The organism is Streptomyces reniochalinae, from assembly GCF_003323735.1.
In the GTDB taxonomy this organism is placed as follows: domain Bacteria; phylum Actinomycetota; class Actinomycetes; order Streptomycetales; family Streptomycetaceae; genus Streptomyces; species Streptomyces reniochalinae.
Genome location: NZ_QOIM01000040.1, coordinates 330,219 through 347,369, shown reverse-complemented (window position 1 = coordinate 347,369; position 17,151 = coordinate 330,219). Strand labels below are relative to the sequence as shown.

The following is a 17,151-nucleotide window of genomic DNA, read 5'->3' as shown; positions in this document are numbered from 1 at the left end:
GGTCCCCTCGGGAGGCGTGACAAGAACCCCGGCGGGGGCGGTATGGGGTGCGCCGCCTTTACCGCTCCGTAACCTACCGACGGGTTACCCCCGGTAGCCCGTCGTGGTTACTCTCCAGTCACTTTCCAGTCCGGGCCACCGATGACGTCTGGAGCCGTGCATGCGCCCCTCCCCCACCGCAGTGCGTTACGCCTCGGTCCTCCTCGCCGGAACACTCGCCGCCACCGGCCTCACCCTCGCCCCCGCCACCGCCCTGCCCGAACCGGCCGCCACCGGCGCCACCGCACCGGGGATCGACTTCGTCGACATCGAGGGCGACGGCGGCACCACCCTCAAGGCCAACGTCGCCCTGCCCGACGGCGCCTCCGCCGACTCGGCGCGGACCTACCCGCTGATCGTGCTCCCCACCAGCTGGGGCCTCCCGCAGATCGAATACCTCGCACAGGCCAAGAAGCTCGCCGACGCCGGGTACGTCGTCGTCAGTTACAACTCGCGGGGCTTCTGGCAGTCCGGCGGCGAGATCGAGGTCGGCGGCCCCGAGGACGTCGCCGACGCCTCCCGCGTCATCGACTGGGCCCTCGCCCACACCCCCGCCGACAAGGACCGCGTCGGCATGGGCGGCGTCTCCTACGGCGCCGGCATCAGCCTGCTGGCGGCCGGCCACGACCCCCGCATCAAGGCCGTCACCGCGCTCAGCGGCTGGGCCGACCTGATCGGCTCCATCTACAGCGGCCGCACCCAGCACCTCCAGGCCGCCGGGCTGCTCGGCGGCGCGGGCGAGCTGACCGGACGGCCCAGCCCCGAACTGCGGCAGGTGCTCAAGGACTTCACCGAGTCCAACCTCGACAAGGAGGACGAGATGATCGCGTGGGGCAAGAAGCGCTCCCCCGCGGCCTACCTCGACCGGATCAACGACAACGGCGCCGCCGTCATGCTCGGCAACGCCTGGAGCGACTCGATCTTCCCGCCCAACCAGTACGCCGACTTCTACGAGAAGCTGCGCGGCCCCAAGCGGCTGGAGTTCCGCCCCGGCGACCACGCCACCCCGGAAGCGACCGGCCTGCTCGGACTGCCCAACGACACCTGGTCGCACGCGCACGACTGGTTCGACCGCTACCTCAAGGGCGAGAAGAACGGCATCGACACCGAGCCCCCGGTCCAGCTCAAGTCCCGGTCCACCGGTCAGTACGAGGGCTACGGGAGCTGGAAGGAGGTCCCTTCGGGCAAGCGGGCGATCCCCCTGGAGGGGAAGAAGGAGCTGAAGACCGGCGGGGACTCCGGCGCCAACGGCGGCACCATGTTCCTGACCGGCCTCCTCGACCAGTTCCTCAAGCTGCCGCCCGTCGTCTCCATGCCGCTGCTGCCGCGCTCCCGGGCGGCCGTGTGGGAGTCGGAGCGGTACGGCGAGGACACGCGCGTGCGGGGCACGACGAAGCTGCACACCACCGTCGCCGGCACCGCCGAGAGCGGCACCTTCTACGCCTACCTGTACGACGTGGGCCCTCTCGGCGCCGGCAAGCTGATCACCCACGCCCCGCACACCTTCCACGACCGCACCCCCGGCAAGCCGTTCGCCGTGGACCTGGACCTCTTCTCCACCGCCTACGACGTGCCGAAGGGCCACAGGCTCGCCGTCGTCATCGACACCGTCGACCCGCTGTACGCCGAGCACAACCCGGACGGTGCCCGCCTGGAGTTCACCTCTCCCGCCGCGGACCCCTCGCGCATGACGGTCCCGACGGGGAAGCCGACGGACGCCGGCTGAGCCCGGTGGACGTCCGCCGGGGCGCGGACGTCCACCCCCGGGTGTCCACGGTCTCCGCCCCGCACCGGGTCGTCCGCACCGTGGGCCCCGGCCCCGCACCGTGCGGAGCCCAGTGCATCGACAGGGAAACTTGCAAGTTTCCCTGTCGAGCTCGTAGGCTCGACGTATGCCGCACAAGGACAGCGGACGCGCCCGGAAGCCCGCAGAGACCGCGGGGACCGCCAAGCCCGCGGAGACGACTGAGCTGGCCGCCGAGGTGGCGGCCGCCGTCGGGGCGCTCGGCAGGCACCTGCGGGCAGCCTCCCCCGCGGGGGAACTGACCCCGACCCAGCGCTCCGTACTGGGCCGGATACTGCGCACGGGCCCCACCACGATCGCCGCGCTCGCCCGCGCCGAACTGGTGCGGCCGCAGTCCATGCGGGTCACCGTGGGCGCCTTGGAGGAGCGGGGCGTTCTCGCGCGCAGCCCCCACCCGACCGACGGCCGCCAGGTGGTCTTCGCCCTGACCCCCGAGGGAGCGCGCACGCTCGACGCCGTACGCCGGGCCAAGCACGACTGGCTCTCCGAGGCCCTCGCCACCCGGCTGGACAGCGCCGAGCGGGGCACCCTCGCCGCGGCGGCCGTCCTGTTGCGCAGGCTCGTCGCGGAGAGCGGCCCCGCCGTCGGGGATCACGAGTCCGCCGAGGCGGAGGACCCCTCCGGTGCGGAAGACGGCTCGGGCGCGCAGGACTCGCGGTGAGCCACCCGGCGGCAGGAGGCGGGGAAGGCGGCCGTAGGGGCGAGGTGCTCGCCCCGGCGGCCGGCCCCGGCCGGACGGCGGCGCCCGGGGACGGCCCGGGCGCCGGCTTCGGCGCACGGCTGATGACACCGCTGCTGCTGGGCTCCCTCCTCAACCCCGTCAACTCGACGATGATCGCCACCGCGCTGGTGGTGATCGGCCGCGGCTTCGGCGTCGGCTCCGCCGACACCGCCTGGCTGGTGGCCTCCCTCTACCTCGCCAGCGCCGTCGCCCAGCCGACCATGGGCAAGCTCGCCGACGCGCTCGGACCCCGCCGCGTCTTCCTGGCCGGCCTCGTGATCGTCACCGCGGCCGGTGTGGTGGGGGCGGCGGCTCCCGCGTTCGGCTGGCTGATCGTCTCCCGCGTGCTGCTGGGCGTCGGCACGTCGGCCGCGTACCCGTGCGCCATGGCGCTGCTGCGGACCGAGGCGGTGCGGCTGGGCACCCACGTGCCGCGCCCCGTTCTCGCCCGGCTGTCCCTGGCCGGGCTCGGCAGCGCCGCCGTCGGCCCCGTCCTGGGTGGCCTGCTGGCGGCGACGGCGGGGTGGCGGGCGATCTTCGCCGTCAACATACCGGTGGCCCTCGCCGGGCTGGCCCTGGCGCTGCTGTGGCTCCCCAGAGACCCGCCGCGCGCCGCCCGGGCACCCGGAGGGCCGCGCACGGGCATCGACGCGCTGGGCGTCCTGCTCTTCGCCGGTGCCCTGACCACGGCGATGCTCTTCCTGATGGAGCTCGGCCACCCGCGCTGGCCGCTGCTGGCGCCATTCGCCGTGCTGGCGTGCGCGTTCGTGTGGTGGCAGCTGCGCAGCTCCGCCCCGTTCCTGGACCTGCGCGTGCTGGCGCAGCACCGGCCGCTGGTGCTCACCTACCTGCGGCACGGACTCACGTACCTGGTCATCTACTGCGTGATGTACGGCTACGCGCAGTGGCTGGAGGAGTCGCACGGCTTCTCCTCGTTCGACTCCGGCCTGATCATGCTGCCGATGTCGCTGGCCGCCGCCGTCTGTTCGCTGCTCGGCGCCCGGACGAAGGGCATCCGGGGCCCCCTCACCCTCGCCGCAGGACTGCTGCTCGCGGGAGCGGGAACCCTCGCCCTCGCGCACGGCGGCACACCCCTGGCCGCGCTGCTGCTGGCCTCCGTCCTGTGCGGGCTGCCGCAGGGCCTGGCCGGTACGAGCAACCAGGCCGCCGTCGCCCGCCAGGCGCCCGCCGACGGGGTGGGTGCGGCCGCCGGGCTCCAGCGCACCTCCCAGTACCTGGGTGCCATCACCGCGTCCAGCCTCATCGCCCTCTGCTACGGGCAGCAGGCCGACGACGCCGGCCTGCACCTGATAGCCGTGACGGCAGGGGTGCTCAGCGCCGTCGTGCTCGCGCTCACCGTCACCGACCGCGCCCTGCGCGGACGTTCGTAACCCCACCGACCCCGCATCCACCCCCGTACCGAGGAGCACCTCCATGGCCACCCTGACCCTGGACCCCCGCACCGCGCTCGTCCTCGTCGACCTCCAGAAGGGCATCACCGGCATGCCGACCGCGCCCCACCCGGCGGACGAGGTGGTCCAGCGCGGTGCCCGCCTGGCGGCCGAGTTCCGGCGGCGCGGACTGCCAGTCGTCCTCGTCACCGTCCAGGGCGGCGCGCCGGGCCGCACGGCCGCAGGGCTGGGCGGGCGCGGCGAGCGCCCCGCCGACCACGCCGACCTGCGCCCCGAACTGGACCCCCAGCCCACCGACATCCGCGTCACCAAGCAGAACTGGGGCGCCTTCTACGGCACCTCCCTCGACCTGGAGCTGCGGCGGCGCGGGGTCACCCAGATCGTCCTTTGCGGCATCGCCACCCGCTTCGGTGTCGAGTCGACGGCACGGTCCGCGCACGAGCACGGCTACCACGTGACCGTCGCCGAGGACGCCTGCACCGACATGGACGCCGACGGGCACCGGGCCTCCGTCGACGGCGTCTTCCCCCGGCTGGGCGAGACCGGATCCGCCGACGAGGTCGTGGCCGCCCTTCCCGCGGCCTGACCCGCCCCGCCACCGGCCGGGCACGGGCCGCCGCGTCCAGGCGCCCGCGTCCGGGCCGGTTGGTGGACAATGCGTGACGCTAGGGCGGTGTCCCCGCCGCAACGCCGCGCCCCCCGGAGGCCCGCATGTCGCTGATCGTGCCCGAGTTCGACGACACGGTCGTCGTCCGTGCCGCCGAGGCCGAGGTGCTGGGGCAGGCGCCCTCGACCGTCGCCCTGCTGGCCGACGCCGATCAGACCGGCGGCGCGCTCTCCACCCAGCGCGTCACCCTCTTCGACGGCGCGAACGGTGCCACCCCGCACCGGCACACCCGGTCCGCCGAGATGTTCTACGTGCTCGACGGCACCGCCCAGTTGCTGTCCGGGGACCAGGTCGTGACCGCTGAGCGCGGGGACCTTGTCGTCGTGCCCCCGCACACGGCGCACGCGTTCGCCGCCGCGCACGGACGGAACGCGGACCTGCTGATCGTCCTGGCACCCGGCGTCGCGCGCTTCGGCTACTTCCGGCATCTCGCCCGTGTCGCCAAGGGTGAACTCCCCCCTGAGAGCCTGCTTGAGGTCCAGGACAGGTACGACAACCACTTCCTGCACAGCGCGGCGTGGGACAGCGCGCGCAGCTGAGGACGGCCGCCGCGGGGCGTTCGCTCCGGCCGGTCAGCCGTCCTCGCGCCGCGCGGTGACGCCCTCCAGGACACCGGTCAGGAAGCGGCGTACGGCGGCCAGTTCGGGCTCCGCCAGCTGCGCTGCCGCCTCGGCCACCTGCGCGATCAGCGGGCCGAAGAACGCCTCCCCCAGCGCGACCGCTCTCTCGTCCACCTCCAGCAGCACGCGCCGCCGGTCGCGCGGGTCGCGGGTTCTGCGGACGTGGCCGAGGCGTTCGAGGCGGTCGACGAGGGAGGTCGTGCCCGCCGAGTTGAGGCCGAGCCGGGCTCCGAGGCTGCCGGGGGTGCAGGGCCTCCGGGCCCTGGCGGCGTCCAGGAGGCAGATGAGGGCGCGCAGATCGGTGGGGTGGAGCCCGTTGCGGTGGGCGAACTCTGCGGCGAACAGGTCGAGTTCGACGGTGACGGCGCGCAGCTGGTGCACGACGTCCAGCCCGTCGGTGCTCTCGTCGGTGCTCTTGTCCGTGGGGGTCACACCTCCGATATTATCTCGCTCAGCGAGGGAAATCGGAGACACCATGCACCCGGACCACCACTTGAGCTCCGCCTACGACGCCGTGCTCGGCCACTGGCCGCAGGACACCGAGAGCATCGACGTCACCACCGTCCACGGCACCACGCACGTGCTGGCCTGCGGGCCCGCGGACGCGCCGCCGCTGCTCCTGCTGCACGGCGGCTTCGCCACAGCCGCCGCGTGGTACGCCAACGCAGCCGAACTCTGCCGCACCCACCGCCTGTACGCCCCCGACCGGATCGGCGAGGCGGGGCTGAGCACCCCCGGCCGGAACCCTCCCCGCTCCGAGGCAGCCCTGCTGGAGTGGCTGACGAGCGTGTGCGACGCACTCGGCGTGCCGCGGACCGACGTGTGCGGGCACTCCTACGGCGGCCGGCTCGCCCTGGACCTCGCCCTCCGCGCTCCGGACCGCGTCCGCAAGCTGGCCCTGCTCGACCCGACCCAGTGCTTCACCGGGTTCAGCCGGCGGTATCTGCTGCGCGCCCTGCCGCGGCTGCTGAAACCGTCGGCCCACAGCACCGAGGCGTTCTGGGACTGGGAGACCGGCGGCAGCCAGGACATCGCGCCCGCGTACCGGCAGCTGTACGTGGCGGCCTCCCTGGCGCCCCAGCGGATACCGGTGCTCGGCCGCCGCCCGAAGCCGGCCGCCCTGCGGGCGCTGACCGTCCCCACCCTCGTGCTGTGGGCGGCCGACAGCCGCGTCCACGACGTGCGGAAGGCCGACGCGCACGCCCGCCGGTGGCTGCCCGGCGTCACGACCGCCACCGTGCCGGGCGTGTCGCACCACGGCATGCCGTACGTGGCGGCGGCCGAGACCGATGCGCTGCTGGCGGACTTCCTCGCGTGAGGCAGGCCGGGCGCGGCCCTCGCTCAGCCGCGCCCGGCCTGACCACTCGCCGGGCTCCCGGCCTGAGTCGGCCGCCCGCCGGTCAGCCGTGCGCCGGGTGGACGACCCTCGCCGAGCCGCCGCCCCTGCGCTCCGTCTCGGCCGCCGCACGCCAGCGGCCGTCCCGGAGGCGCTGCACCCCGGTGGCCGCACCGATCTCCGCCGTCTTCTTGAACGAGTGTCCCAGTTCCTCCAGTTGGCGCCGCGCCTTGCCGTCCAGGAACGCGGACTCCGCCTCCGTCTGCTCCGCGTTGCGCTGGCTGGCGCGCGGGGCGGCGATCGCGTCGACCAGCGGCATGCCGCGGTCGAGGTAGTTGGTGAGCGTCTGCAACACCGTGGTGATGATGGTCGCGCCGCCGGGCGACCCCAGCGCCAGTACCGGCTCGCCGTGCTTGAGCACGACCGTCGGCGACATCGAGGAGCGGGGCCGCTTGCCGGGCCCCGGCAGGTTCGGGTCGTACACGCCGGGGGTGGCGGGCGTGAAGGAGAAGTCCGTCAGCTCGTTGTTCAGCAGGAAGCCGCGCCCCGGCACGGCCATGCCGCTGCCACCGGTCTGCTCGATGGTCAGCGTGTAGGCGGCGACGTTGCCCCACTTGTCGGAGACCGTGAGGTGCGTGGTGTTCTCGCCCTCGTACGTGGTGGGCGCCGCCAGGTCCGCGTCGCCGCGGTCGCAGGCGCGCGGGTCGCGCGGATCGCCCGGCGCGACCGGGCTGGTCAGCGCCTCGTCGTCGTCGATCAGGCACGCGCGGGAGTCCGCGAACCTCTGCGAGGTCAGCCCCCTGGTCGGCACGTCCTCCTGGGTGGGGTCGCCCACCCACCGGCCGCGGTCGGCGAACGCGATACGGCTCGCCTCCAGATAGCGGTGCAGGTACTCCTTCTCGCTCAGGGAGCCCAGGTCACTCCGCTCCAGGATGTTCAGCGCCTCCGCGACGCTGGTGCCGCCCGAGGAGGAGGGCGCCATCCCGTACACCTCCAGGCCCCGGTACGCGGTGCGGGTCGGCTTCTGCGACCGCGTCTCGTACGCCGCCAGGTCCTTCGTGCGCAGATCGCCTGGACGCACCTCGCGGTCCGCGCCCTCGGCCACCCGGGGCTCGCGCACGGCCTCCACGATGTCGCGCGCCAGCTTGCCGTGGTACAGCGCCTTGGTGCCCTTGCGGGCCAGCAGGTCGTAGGTGCGGGCCAGGTCCCGGTTCTTCAGCGTCGAGCCGACCTTCGGCAACTTCCCACCGGGCAGGAACAGTTTCGCCGTCGCCGGGAAGTCCCGGAAGCGGTCCTCGTTGTCGGCGGTCTGCTCGCGGAACGTCTTATCGACGGTGAAGCCCTCGCGGGCCAGCCTCGTCGCCGGCTGGAGCACCTTGGCCAGTGACGTGGAGCCGTAGGCGTCCAGGGCCTTCTCCCAGGTCGCCGCCGTGCCCGGCGTGCCGACGCTCAGGCCGCTGGTGACGGCCTCGTCGAAGGGGATCGGCTTCCCGTCCTCGGTGAACAGGTCCTTGCCGGCGGTCAGCGGCGCCTTCTCACGGCCGTCGATGGTGTGCACCTTGCGGGAGTGCGCGTCGTAGTACACGAAGTACCCGCCGCCGCCGACGCCCGCCGAGTACGGCTCCGTCACACCGAGCGCCGCCGCGGTCGCCACGGCCGCGTCCGCCGCCGTGCCGCCCTGCTTGAGCACCTCGATGCCCGCCGCCGAGGCGTCCGCGTCGACGCTGGAGACGGCGCCTCCGTAGCCCGTCGCGACGGGGCTTTTGGCAGGAGCGCCTGACCCGCCGTCACCCGCCGTGTACACGCCACCCGTTGTCCCGGGGGCCGCGCCCGTCAGGCCCGCCACCACGGCGGCGACCGTCAGCACGCCGATCCCGCGCCGGGCGGCCTTCGCCTTCGGCCCGGCCGCTGTGCGTCTGCGTCCCCGCCGCAGCGCACCCCGGACCCGCGGCGGACCACCGCCGGGAGTGCCGCCGTCGCGGCGGGCCACGGGCGGGCCCTGGTGGTGGGGCGGTGCGGGGGCGTTCGGCCGGCCGGCGGGGTCGGGAGAGGGCGTCATGGGAGGGGCCTCCTTTGCGCTGGCTCCGCGGATGAGCGCGTGATCCGCGACAGCGTAATGCTCTTGACGCGCGCGCGTCAGCACCTCGCGACGGCGCCCGTCCGCGCTCACCCCCTCGGTCGGCGCGCCCGCGAGGGCCTACGCTGCCGCGTCATGGACGACAACGTGCGGGAGCTCGTGCTGGGTCTGGTGGCGGCGGCGATCACCGCCGCGGCGGGTTGGTTCGCCCGCACCTCGCTCTGGCGGCGGCAACTCCACAAGAGGCAGCGTTTCTTCGGGCTGCCGGAGAACTCCGGGTGCCTGCTGGTGGTCAATCACGACCCGGCGACCGACGAGGGCGCGGTCGCCCGCAACGACGTGTTCGCGCTGCTGGAGCTGTCCGCGCTCGTCAAGGACTGCGGCGCGCGGATGGAGATGGTGGGGCACGACGCGGCGCGCCGGGGGTTCGGTGAGCACACCGAGTTCTGTCTGGGCGGGCCGGGTTCGAACCAGCGTACGGCGGCACACCTGGAGACGCTGCTGCCGGGCGTGGCCGTGAACACGGACGCCGAACCGGGTTTGGGCCGGGCCGCGTTCACCGTGGGCGGCGAGCACTACCGGATGGAGGAGGGCAGCGTCGAGTACGTACTGCTGGCGCGGCTCACGGGGGCCTCCTCCCCCGCCGGCCCGAAAGGAGAGCGCGGGGACGGCGAGGCGGTGCGGCCCGTCTTCCTGATCTGCGGCCAGCGCTCCCTCACCAACCAGGCCGCCGCCCGCTACCTGGCGCGGCACCAGGTGCGACTGGCCCGCAGGCACGGGCACGGCGGGGACTTCTGCCTTCTGTTGCGGGTGGTCAACTCGCGCGCCTACGGCCCCGACGTGGTGGAGCTGGTGGCCGACGTGACACGGGAGGCCACCGCCTCGCAGGCCCGCTGAGCCGCGTGGGGGGCGGCGGTCAGGGGCGGGCGCCCGGCATGGTGGACCCGGCCTCTGCGGGGGCGACGGGTACCGCCTCGTTCTTCACGTTGTGCCGCTCGCGGCGCGCGACCCAGTTGGCGAACCAGGACAGCAGCATGCACAGGCCGATGTAGATGGCGGAGATGACGATGACCACGGGGATGAACGGCATGGTGTAGTCCATGTTGATGGCGATCAGCCGCCCGGCGTGCAGGAACTCCTCGTAGGTGATCAGGTACCCCAGCGAGGTGTCCTTGAGGGCGACGACGAGCTGGCTGATGATCGTCGGCAGCATGGCGCGCACGGCCTGCGGCACCAGCACGTGGACCATGACCTGGGTCTTGCGCAGACCGAGCGCGTAGGCGGCCTCGCGCTGGCCCCGGTCGACGGACTGCACACCGGAGCGGAAGACCTCGGCGAGCACGGAGCCGTTGTAGAGGGTCAGTCCGGTCACCAGGGCGGGCAGCGCCTGGACCTGCAACGCGACGAAGACGAAGAAGATCATGACGAGCACCGGCATGGCCCGGAAGAACTCCACCAGCAGGGTGCTCACCCAGCGCAGCGGCCGGTGGTCCGAGAGGCGTCCCGCGGCCAGCACGGCGCCCAGCGCCAGGGCGAGGACGGCGGCCATCGCGAAGGCCTTGAGGGTGTTGCCGAGGCCGCCGAGCAGCAGTTCCTGCACCCCTTCGTAGGCGAGGGGGCGCCACTTGACGTGGGCGAACTGGCCGGTGTCGAGCAGGAGCCGGCAGACCCAGGCCAGCAGCGCGGCGAGGGCGAGCGACGTCAGGAGGCCGTAGAGCAGGTGGCGGGCGCGGGCGCGGGGCCCGGGGATGTCGTAGAGCGCGGAGGCCGCGGCCTTCGGGGGGCGCTTGGCGCCGCGTCCGCGCAGCAGTGTGGCCAGTCCCGAGGGGGGCGGGGAGGGCGGCGGCGTGGTCATCGGGCCACCCCCCAGCGCCGCTCCAGCACGTGGAAGAGGCCGCTGATGGCGAGGGTGAGGATCAGGTATCCCAGTGCGATCCACACGAAGCTCCAGATGACGCTGTAGCCGTTCTCACTCAGCGTCTTGTAGGTGCTCAGCAGCTCGACGACGCTGAAGGAGCCCGCGATGGCCGAGTTCTTGGCCAGCGCGATGAGGGTGGAGCCGATCGGCGCGATGACGGTGCGGAACGCCTGGGGCAGCACGACGGTGCCGAGCGTCTGGCCGAAGGTCATGCCCAGGCTGCGGGCGGCCTCGCCCTGGCCGACGGGGACGGTGTTGATGCCGGAGCGCACCGCCTCGCAGATGAAGGAGGAGGTGTAGCAGCCCAGGGCGAGCACCGCGAAAAGTTCGAAGGGCAGGGCGACTCCGAAGCGGGGCAGCCCCAGCAGCATGGCGAAGAAGAGCAGGGTGAGCGGGGTGTTGCGCAATACGGTCACCCAGGCGGTGCCCACGCCGCGCAGCGCCGCCACGGGCGCCACCCGGAACCCGGCCATCACCACGCCGACGGCGAGCGCCAGCAGCGAGGCGTAGACGGTCAGCCGTACGGTGCCCCAGAAGCCCTCACCGTAGAGGGCGAAGTTCTGTGTCAGTACGTCCATGGAGCCGCTTGGTTCCTCTCAGCTCGTCAGGGAGCGGTCGACGCGGGGCGGTTGCGGCGCGGGGGCGCCGGAGAGGCCGAGGGTGACGTCGTAGGCCCGCTTCCAGTCGCCGTTCTCCTCCCGCGCGACGAGGGCGTCGTCGAGGGCGCGGGCGAGCGCGTGGTCCTCGCGGGGGACGCCGATGCCGTAGGGCTCCTCGGAGAACGCCTTGCCGACGACCTTCAGGTGCGCGGGGTCCTTGGCCGCGTAGCCGAGCAGGATCGTGTCGTCGGTGGTGACGGCGTCGACCTGGTCGTTGAGGAGGTTGTCGACGCAGATGGCGTAGCTGTCGTAGGCGACGGGCTTCGCGCGCGGGTAGTCGGACTGGATGCGCTGGAGCGGGGTCGATCCGACGGCGGAGCAGATCTTCTTGCCCGCCATGTCCTGCGGCCCCCTGAGGTGCCTGTCGCCCTTGCGTACCAGCAGCCGCTGTCCCGCGATGTAGTAGGGCCCGGCGAAGCCGACGAGTTTCCTGCGCCCCTCGTTGATGGTGTAGGTGCCGACGTAAGTGTCGATCTGGCCGTTCTGGAGGGCGGTTTCGCGGTTGGCCGAGGCGATGGCCTTGTACTCGATCTGCCGGTCGGGGTCGAAGCCGAGAGAGGCGGCCGTCATCTCGGCGATCTCGATGTCGAAGCCGGTGTACGCGCCGGTGGCCGGGTTCTTCTCGCCCATGCCCGGCTGGTCCTCCTTGACGCCGACGGTCAGGCGCCCGCGCTGGTGGGCGCGGGTCCAGGTGGGGGAGGAGGGGAGGGAGAAGTCCTTGTCGACGGCGTAGTGCGGCAGGGCGCTCGGCTGCGGCCCGCGGGCCGGCGGGCTGCCGGGGACGCCGCAGGCGGTGAGCGCGACGAGGAGGGTGGCGGCGGCGAGGGCGCGGCGCCGGTGCGGGCCGCGCCGCGGCAGGGGGCGCGGGCGCGCGGGTGGGTGCGGGAGCGGGCCGCGGCGCCGGGGGACGGGGGTGTGCGCAGGCACGGGGGCGGCCTCTCAGTGCTTGAGGATCTTGGAGAGGAAGTCCTTGGCGCGCTCGCTGCGCGGCGCGGTGAAGAACTCCTCCGGGGTGCGGTCCTCGACGATCTGTCCGTCGGCCATGAACACCACGCGGTTGGCCGCCGAGCGGGCGAATCCCATCTCGTGGGTGACGACGACCATCGTCATCCCCTCCCTGGCCAGCTGCTGCATGACCTCCAGCACCTCGCTGATCATCTCCGGGTCGAGCGCGGACGTCGGCTCGTCGAACAGCAGTGCCTGCGGCTCCATCGCCAGGGCCCTGGCGATGGCCACCCGCTGCTGCTGGCCGCCGGAGAGCTGGGCCGGATACTTCTGCGCGTGTTCGAGCAGGCCCACGCGGTGCAGGAGTTCGCGGGCGCGGTGCTCGGCCTCGTCCTTCTTCCTGCCGCGCACCTTGACGGGGGCGAGCGCCACGTTGGCCAGCACGGTCTTGTGCGCGAAGAGGTTGAAGGACTGGAACACCATGCCGACTTCGGTACGCAGCCTGGCCAGCTCCCTGCCCTCGGCGGGGAGGGGCCGGCCCGCCAGGGAGATGGTGCCGGACCCGACGGTCTCCAGGCGGTTGATGGTGCGGCACAGCGTGGACTTGCCCGAACCTGAGGGGCCGATCACGACCACGACCTCACCGCGGCCCACGGTGAGGTCGACGTCCTTGAGTACGTGCAGCTCGCCGTAGTGCTTGTTGACCCCACGCAGCTCGATGAGCGGTTCCAGAGGCAGCGATTCCATAGGGAAGGGAAACTATCGGGCCGAATGGGTCACTACCGGGATGACACGCAGTAAGGGGTTACAACAGGACGGGTGGCCTCCGACGTCTCACCTGTCCCGATTCCCGACCCGCCACCGGATGGCCCGGGCGGCGGCCGGTCAGTCCTCGCTGACCTCCGCGTACGCCTGGGAGAGCTCGGGCGAACCCGTCTCCGCCCACGTGGCGCCCTCCGCGAGCACGTCGACCTCCCGACCGGACGGGAGCCGCACCACGGGCTGCCCGTCGGGCCAGCGCACCCAGCGGGCGCCCGGCACCGAACGCACCATCACCGTTCCCAGGTAGAGCCCGGCGTCGGCGCCCAGCCAGGGCGTGACCTCCGGGTCCTCGCGCCAGTGCGGCAGCAGCTGGTCGAGAGCGCTCAACGACTCGACGGTGTCGTCGAGTTCGACCCCGGCGGCGCCCGCCTGTTCGCGCAGCAGTTCGCATTCGGACAGGAGCTGCGCCGCGCTCGTCTGGTCGCCCGACAACTCGTCGGTCACCGCCGCCGCCCCCTCGGCATCCGGGTGGGGCTTGCGCCAGTTGTCCAGAAAGGGGAAGTGCATGCCTGACAGCGTGGCATTCTCACGGCCCCGGGCACCATAGGCGCGCGGTGCGACGAGCCCACCCGGTTGGGCCGAAGGACACCTTGACGCCGCGTCAGGGCCTCCCTAACTTCACCCCGCCTCGGTCGAATCCGAAGTGCACACAACGCTGCTGGAGTCCCACGAGAGGGCAACACGTGCGCAGACGTACCTGGATCAGATCCCTCACCGTCCTGCTCGCCGCCGCGACCGCCACCGCACCGGCACTGACCACCGCCGCGACGGCGCAGACCCCCGCCACGGCAGGCCGGGCCGCCGCCCCCGCCAAACGGCCGCTCCCCCTGGAGAAGCTCTACGACAACCGCGCCGTCAGCGACGACGCGAAACCCGGCGCCGCCGACTTCGACGGCGCGGGCCGCTCCCTGTCCGCCCAGGACCTCAAGGCCGCCGGGTGGTCCCCCGGCACCGGGCTCGACCTGGACGCCGCACGGCTGCGCTGGCCCGACCGCGCACCGGGCCGCCCGGACAACGTGCGCGCCGACGGCCAGCGGGTACAGGTCGACGGCAGCGGCACCGCCCTCTCCTTCCTGATGGCCGCCACCTCGCCGCACGGCCCCGGCGACACCGCCGGCGGCGAAGGCACCCTCCACTACCGGGACGGCTCCCGCGGCCACTACACCCTCACGGCCGGCGACTGGCGCGGCGGCCCCCTCGCCACCAAGGCCGTCGCGCTCCCCCACCTCAACACCCGGCAGGGCGACCAGGTGGGCGAGAAGGCCAGGATCTACGCCGTGACAGTGCCCCTCGACCGCGGCCGCACCCTGGCCTCCGTCACCCTCCCCAAGGACCCGGGCGCCGACGCCGACCTGCACGTCTTCGACATCGCCCCACGCCCTCAGAGCACCGGATGGACCGGCAGCTGGGCCGCGAGCACCGGCGGCTACACCGGGGCCGGGCTGTGGCAGGACCAGACGCTTCGGCTGGTCGTCCACACCTCGGCCGGCGGGCCGAAGGCCCGCATCAGGCTGGAGAACACCTTCGCCGCCCAGCCCGTACGCATCGGCCACGCCTCCCTCGCCGTCCAGCGGGACGGCGCCGCGGCGAAGGGCCGCCCGGTGCCGCTCACCTTCGACGGCGGACGCGCCGGCACCCGCATCCCCGCGGGCGCCCGCGCCGTCAGCGACCCCGTCGGATTCGACGTACCCCAGGACACGAACCTGCTGGTCAGCATCCACCTGCCGGACCCGGTCAGCGCCGCTCCCGTGCACAGCGAGGCGCTCCAGCGGTCCTATCTGAGCGAGGGCGGCAGTGGAAACCGCACCGGTGACAGCGCCGGCGGCGCCTTCACCCGCTCCCTGTCGATGTGGCCCTTCCTGACCGGCGTCGACGTCCAGGGCGGACCCGGCTCTGTCGTCGCCCTCGGCGACTCGATCACCGACGGCGTCCGCTCCACGCAGGGCGCCAACCGGCGCTGGCCCGACGTGCTGGCCGGCCGGCTGCTGCACCAGAACGGCCAGAACGGAGTGCCGCGCTTCGGGGTCCTCAACCACGGCGTCTCCGCCAACCGTGTCGCCAGCGACCGCTACCCGGGCGACGGCGTCAGCACCGACACGGCGGGCGTGAGCGCCCAGCACCGCCTGGAGAGGGACGTCCTGGCCCAGACGAACGCGCGCACCGTCGTCCTGTTCGAAGGCATCAACGACGTGCGGTGGGGCGCCACCGCCGAGGAGGTCATCGCGGGCATGCGGGCCCTCGCCGCTCGCGCCCGCGCGCAGGGACTGCGGGTCGTCGGTGCCACCATCACGCCCTGCGAGGGATACAAGGACTGCACGGCGGATGTCGACGCGCGGCGGCAGAAGGTGAACGCCTTCGTGCGGGAGAGCGGCGGCTACTTCGACGCCGTTCTCGACTTCGACAAGGTCGTCAGGGACCCGGGGCATCCCGCGCGGATGGCCACCGCCTACGACTCCGGGGACCATCTGCACCCCGGCGACGCGGGGCTGAAGGCTCTCGGCGAGTCGGTGGACCTGCGGGCTCTCACGGGGTGAGGGTCCCGCGCCCCCGGTGGGGTCACGGGCCGGGGACCGCGTCCCCTGCCCGCGACCTCCGGTGCGGGGAGGCAGCCGGTCCCCGGCGGCCTCACAGGTCGAGGTCGACCACCACGGGCGCGTGGTCCGAGGCGCCCTTCCCCTTGCGCGCCTCCCGATCCACGAAGGCGTCGGAGACGCCGGTCACGAACGCCTCGTTCCCGTACACGAGATCGATGCGCATGCCGCGGTTCTTGGGGAAGCACAGCTGCCGGTAGTCCCAGTAGGTGAACGGCACGTCGTACTTGAGGGGCCGGGGGTAGACGTCCGAGACGCCCGCGGCCTCCAGCGCGGCGAGCGCTTCGCGCTCGCGCAAGGTCACGTGGGTGGAGGCCTCGAACTGGGTGATGTCGTGGACGTCCGCGTCGGTCGGCGCGATGTTGAAGTCGCCGAGGACCGCGAACGGCGTCGAGGCGGAGGCGAACTTCTCGGCGGTGTCCCGCAGCGCCGCCAGCCACTGGAGCTTGTACTCGTAGTGGGGGTGGCCGATCTCACGCCCGTTGGGCACGTAGAGGGACCACACCCGCACACCGCCGCAGGTGGCGGCCGCGGCACGGGCCTCCACGGTGCCCTCCCACTCGGGCGCGCCGGGCAGGCCGAGGGCCGGGTCCTCGATGCCGACGCGGGAGAGGACCGCGACCCCGTTCCACCGGCCCTGGGCGCTGACGACCGACTCGTACCCGAGCGCGCGCAGCTCCTGCTGCGGGAAGGCGTCGTCGGACACCTTGAGCTCCTGCAGGCAGAGCACGTCGGGCTGAGCCGTCTCCAGCCACTGGGTGAGGCGCGGCAAGCGGGCTGTTATCGAATTGACGTTCCAGGTGGCGATACGCATGCAGACTCCGTCGGGGCTACGGGGGTGGTCCCCCGGAGCATGCAGGCTACCGCGCCAGTGAGACACGCTCCCCCGGGTCGAGGTGAGCGTGGGCCGCGCCGCCCGTTCCCGGCCCGCCCGCGCCCAGCATCCGGCCGAAGAGCCCGAGGCCGTTGTCGTTGAGGAGCCCGTCGTGGATGTCGTAGACCTGCGTCGGGCCGACGGCGCGGACGTAGTCCAGCACCTCGGAGTACTTGTTCCACGGGGCGTGCACCGGCAGCAGCAGCGTGTGCACGGGGCGCGCGGGGACGGTCAGCGCGTCCCCGGGGTGGAAGACCAGGCCGTCCACGACGAAGCCGATGTTGGTGATGCGGGGGATGTCGGGGTGGATAACGGCGTGCAGCTCGCCGTGGACCTCGATCCGGAAGCCCGCGGCCTCGAAGGTGTCCCCGTCCCCGACGACGTGGACGCGCCCGGGGAACGCGCCGGAGATCTGGTCGGCGACGCTGCGCAGCGTCCAGATCTCGGCCTCGGGGTTGTCCTCCATGGCGGCCCGCAGCCGCAGCTCGTCGAAGTGGTCGGCGTGCTCGTGGGTGACCAGCAGCGCGTCGGCGCCGAGTGCGGCCTCCTGCTCGCTGAAGCCGCCCGGGTCGATGACGAGGGTGCGTCCCTCCTTGTGCAGGCGGACGCAGGAGTGGCCCTGCTTGGTGAGCCCCAGCGGGGTGTCGTTCGTGTCGATTCCCATGG

The 17,151-nt window shown here is 73.1% G+C and carries 17 protein-coding genes; 8 read left to right on the top strand and 9 right to left on the bottom strand.

All coding sequences use genetic code 11. The annotated features are described in order from the left end of the window. Positions 1-160 precede the first annotated feature (160 nt). The 5 genes from DQ392_RS23380 to DQ392_RS23360 all read left to right on the top strand — a co-directional run bounded on the left by DQ392_RS23380 (position 161) and on the right by DQ392_RS23360 (position 5,182). Entirely contained in the window at positions 161-1,765 is a 1,605-nt protein-coding gene (locus DQ392_RS23380) for a CocE/NonD family hydrolase (protein ID WP_114017649.1), read from the top strand. A gap of 166 nt (positions 1,766-1,931) precedes the next feature. Continuing rightward, positions 1,932-2,504: a MarR family winged helix-turn-helix transcriptional regulator gene (locus tag DQ392_RS23375; RefSeq protein WP_114017648.1), complete on the top strand. Its 573-nt coding sequence runs from the start codon at positions 1,932-1,934 to the stop codon at positions 2,502-2,504. Then, positions 2,501-3,955, top strand: a complete 1,455-nt coding sequence (locus DQ392_RS23370; RefSeq protein ID WP_425470585.1) for an MFS transporter — start codon at positions 2,501-2,503, stop codon at positions 3,953-3,955. The genes DQ392_RS23375 and DQ392_RS23370 overlap by 4 nt, the downstream gene beginning before the upstream one ends. 43 nt (positions 3,956-3,998) lie before the next feature. Continuing rightward, positions 3,999-4,562 carry an isochorismatase family protein gene (locus DQ392_RS23365; RefSeq protein ID WP_114017647.1) on the top strand — a complete coding sequence of 188 codons (564 nt, stop codon included), beginning with the start codon at positions 3,999-4,001 and terminating at the stop codon, positions 4,560-4,562. 125 nt (positions 4,563-4,687) lie between these two features. Next, the gene (locus tag DQ392_RS23360) at positions 4,688-5,182 is read left to right on the top strand and encodes a cupin domain-containing protein (RefSeq protein ID WP_114017646.1); all 495 of its coding nucleotides are present in this window, start codon (positions 4,688-4,690) and stop codon (positions 5,180-5,182) included. A gap of 33 nt (positions 5,183-5,215) precedes the next feature. Here DQ392_RS23360 and DQ392_RS23355 read toward each other — a convergent pair whose 3' ends face one another. Further along, complete coding sequence (locus DQ392_RS23355) at positions 5,216-5,740, bottom strand: MarR family winged helix-turn-helix transcriptional regulator (RefSeq protein ID WP_114017645.1); 525 nt, start codon at positions 5,738-5,740, stop codon at positions 5,216-5,218. On the opposite strand from DQ392_RS23355, the gene DQ392_RS23350 reads away from it, so the two are divergent. Next, complete coding sequence (locus DQ392_RS23350) at positions 5,739-6,581, top strand: alpha/beta fold hydrolase (RefSeq protein WP_114017644.1); 843 nt, start codon at positions 5,739-5,741, stop codon at positions 6,579-6,581. The two genes, DQ392_RS23355 and DQ392_RS23350, sit on opposite strands and share 2 nt — an antisense overlap. A gap of 82 nt (positions 6,582-6,663) precedes the next feature. Here DQ392_RS23350 and ggt read toward each other — a convergent pair whose 3' ends face one another. Beyond that, positions 6,664-8,658 (bottom strand): gamma-glutamyltransferase, encoded by a 1,995-nt coding sequence (gene ggt / locus DQ392_RS23345; RefSeq protein WP_114017643.1) that lies wholly within the window; start codon positions 8,656-8,658, stop codon positions 6,664-6,666. A gap of 153 nt (positions 8,659-8,811) precedes the next feature. On the opposite strand from ggt, the gene DQ392_RS23340 reads away from it, so the two are divergent. Then, positions 8,812-9,573 (top strand): hypothetical protein, encoded by a 762-nt coding sequence (locus DQ392_RS23340; RefSeq protein WP_114017642.1) that lies wholly within the window; start codon positions 8,812-8,814, stop codon positions 9,571-9,573. A 19-nt stretch (positions 9,574-9,592) separates the two neighbouring features. Here DQ392_RS23340 and DQ392_RS23335 read toward each other — a convergent pair whose 3' ends face one another. The 5 genes from DQ392_RS23335 to DQ392_RS23315 all read right to left on the bottom strand — a co-directional run bounded on the left by DQ392_RS23335 (position 9,593) and on the right by DQ392_RS23315 (position 13,527). Then, positions 9,593-10,531, bottom strand: a complete 939-nt coding sequence (locus DQ392_RS23335; RefSeq protein ID WP_245981804.1) for an amino acid ABC transporter permease — start codon at positions 10,529-10,531, stop codon at positions 9,593-9,595. Further along, positions 10,528-11,172, bottom strand: coding sequence for an amino acid ABC transporter permease (locus DQ392_RS23330; protein WP_114017641.1), 645 nt, complete (start codon positions 11,170-11,172; stop codon positions 10,528-10,530). Before DQ392_RS23330 ends, DQ392_RS23335 begins: the two co-directional genes overlap by 4 nt. Positions 11,173-11,190: 18 nt before the next feature. Beyond that, positions 11,191-12,111, bottom strand: coding sequence for a glutamate ABC transporter substrate-binding protein (locus DQ392_RS23325; protein WP_114017751.1), 921 nt, complete (start codon positions 12,109-12,111; stop codon positions 11,191-11,193). Between the two features lie 81 nt (positions 12,112-12,192). Continuing rightward, positions 12,193-12,936: an amino acid ABC transporter ATP-binding protein gene (locus DQ392_RS23320; RefSeq protein ID WP_114017750.1), complete on the bottom strand. Its 744-nt coding sequence runs from the start codon at positions 12,934-12,936 to the stop codon at positions 12,193-12,195. A 147-nt stretch (positions 12,937-13,083) separates the two neighbouring features. After that, positions 13,084-13,527 carry a DUF6278 family protein gene (locus DQ392_RS23315; protein ID WP_181856550.1) on the bottom strand — a complete coding sequence of 148 codons (444 nt, stop codon included), beginning with the start codon at positions 13,525-13,527 and terminating at the stop codon, positions 13,084-13,086. Between the two features lie 176 nt (positions 13,528-13,703). Between DQ392_RS23315 and DQ392_RS23310 the strand changes: the two genes are divergently transcribed. Beyond that, complete coding sequence (locus DQ392_RS23310) at positions 13,704-15,554, top strand: SGNH/GDSL hydrolase family protein (RefSeq protein WP_114017639.1); 1,851 nt, start codon at positions 13,704-13,706, stop codon at positions 15,552-15,554. A gap of 91 nt (positions 15,555-15,645) precedes the next feature. Here DQ392_RS23310 and DQ392_RS23305 read toward each other — a convergent pair whose 3' ends face one another. Both DQ392_RS23305 and DQ392_RS23300 read right to left on the bottom strand, forming a co-directional pair. Beyond that, the gene (locus tag DQ392_RS23305) at positions 15,646-16,425 is read right to left on the bottom strand and encodes an exodeoxyribonuclease III (protein ID WP_114017638.1); all 780 of its coding nucleotides are present in this window, start codon (positions 16,423-16,425) and stop codon (positions 15,646-15,648) included. Between the two features lie 46 nt (positions 16,426-16,471). Then, positions 16,472-17,149 (bottom strand): MBL fold metallo-hydrolase, encoded by a 678-nt coding sequence (locus DQ392_RS23300; RefSeq protein WP_114017749.1) that lies wholly within the window; start codon positions 17,147-17,149, stop codon positions 16,472-16,474. Between the last annotated feature and the right edge of the window lie 2 nt (positions 17,150-17,151).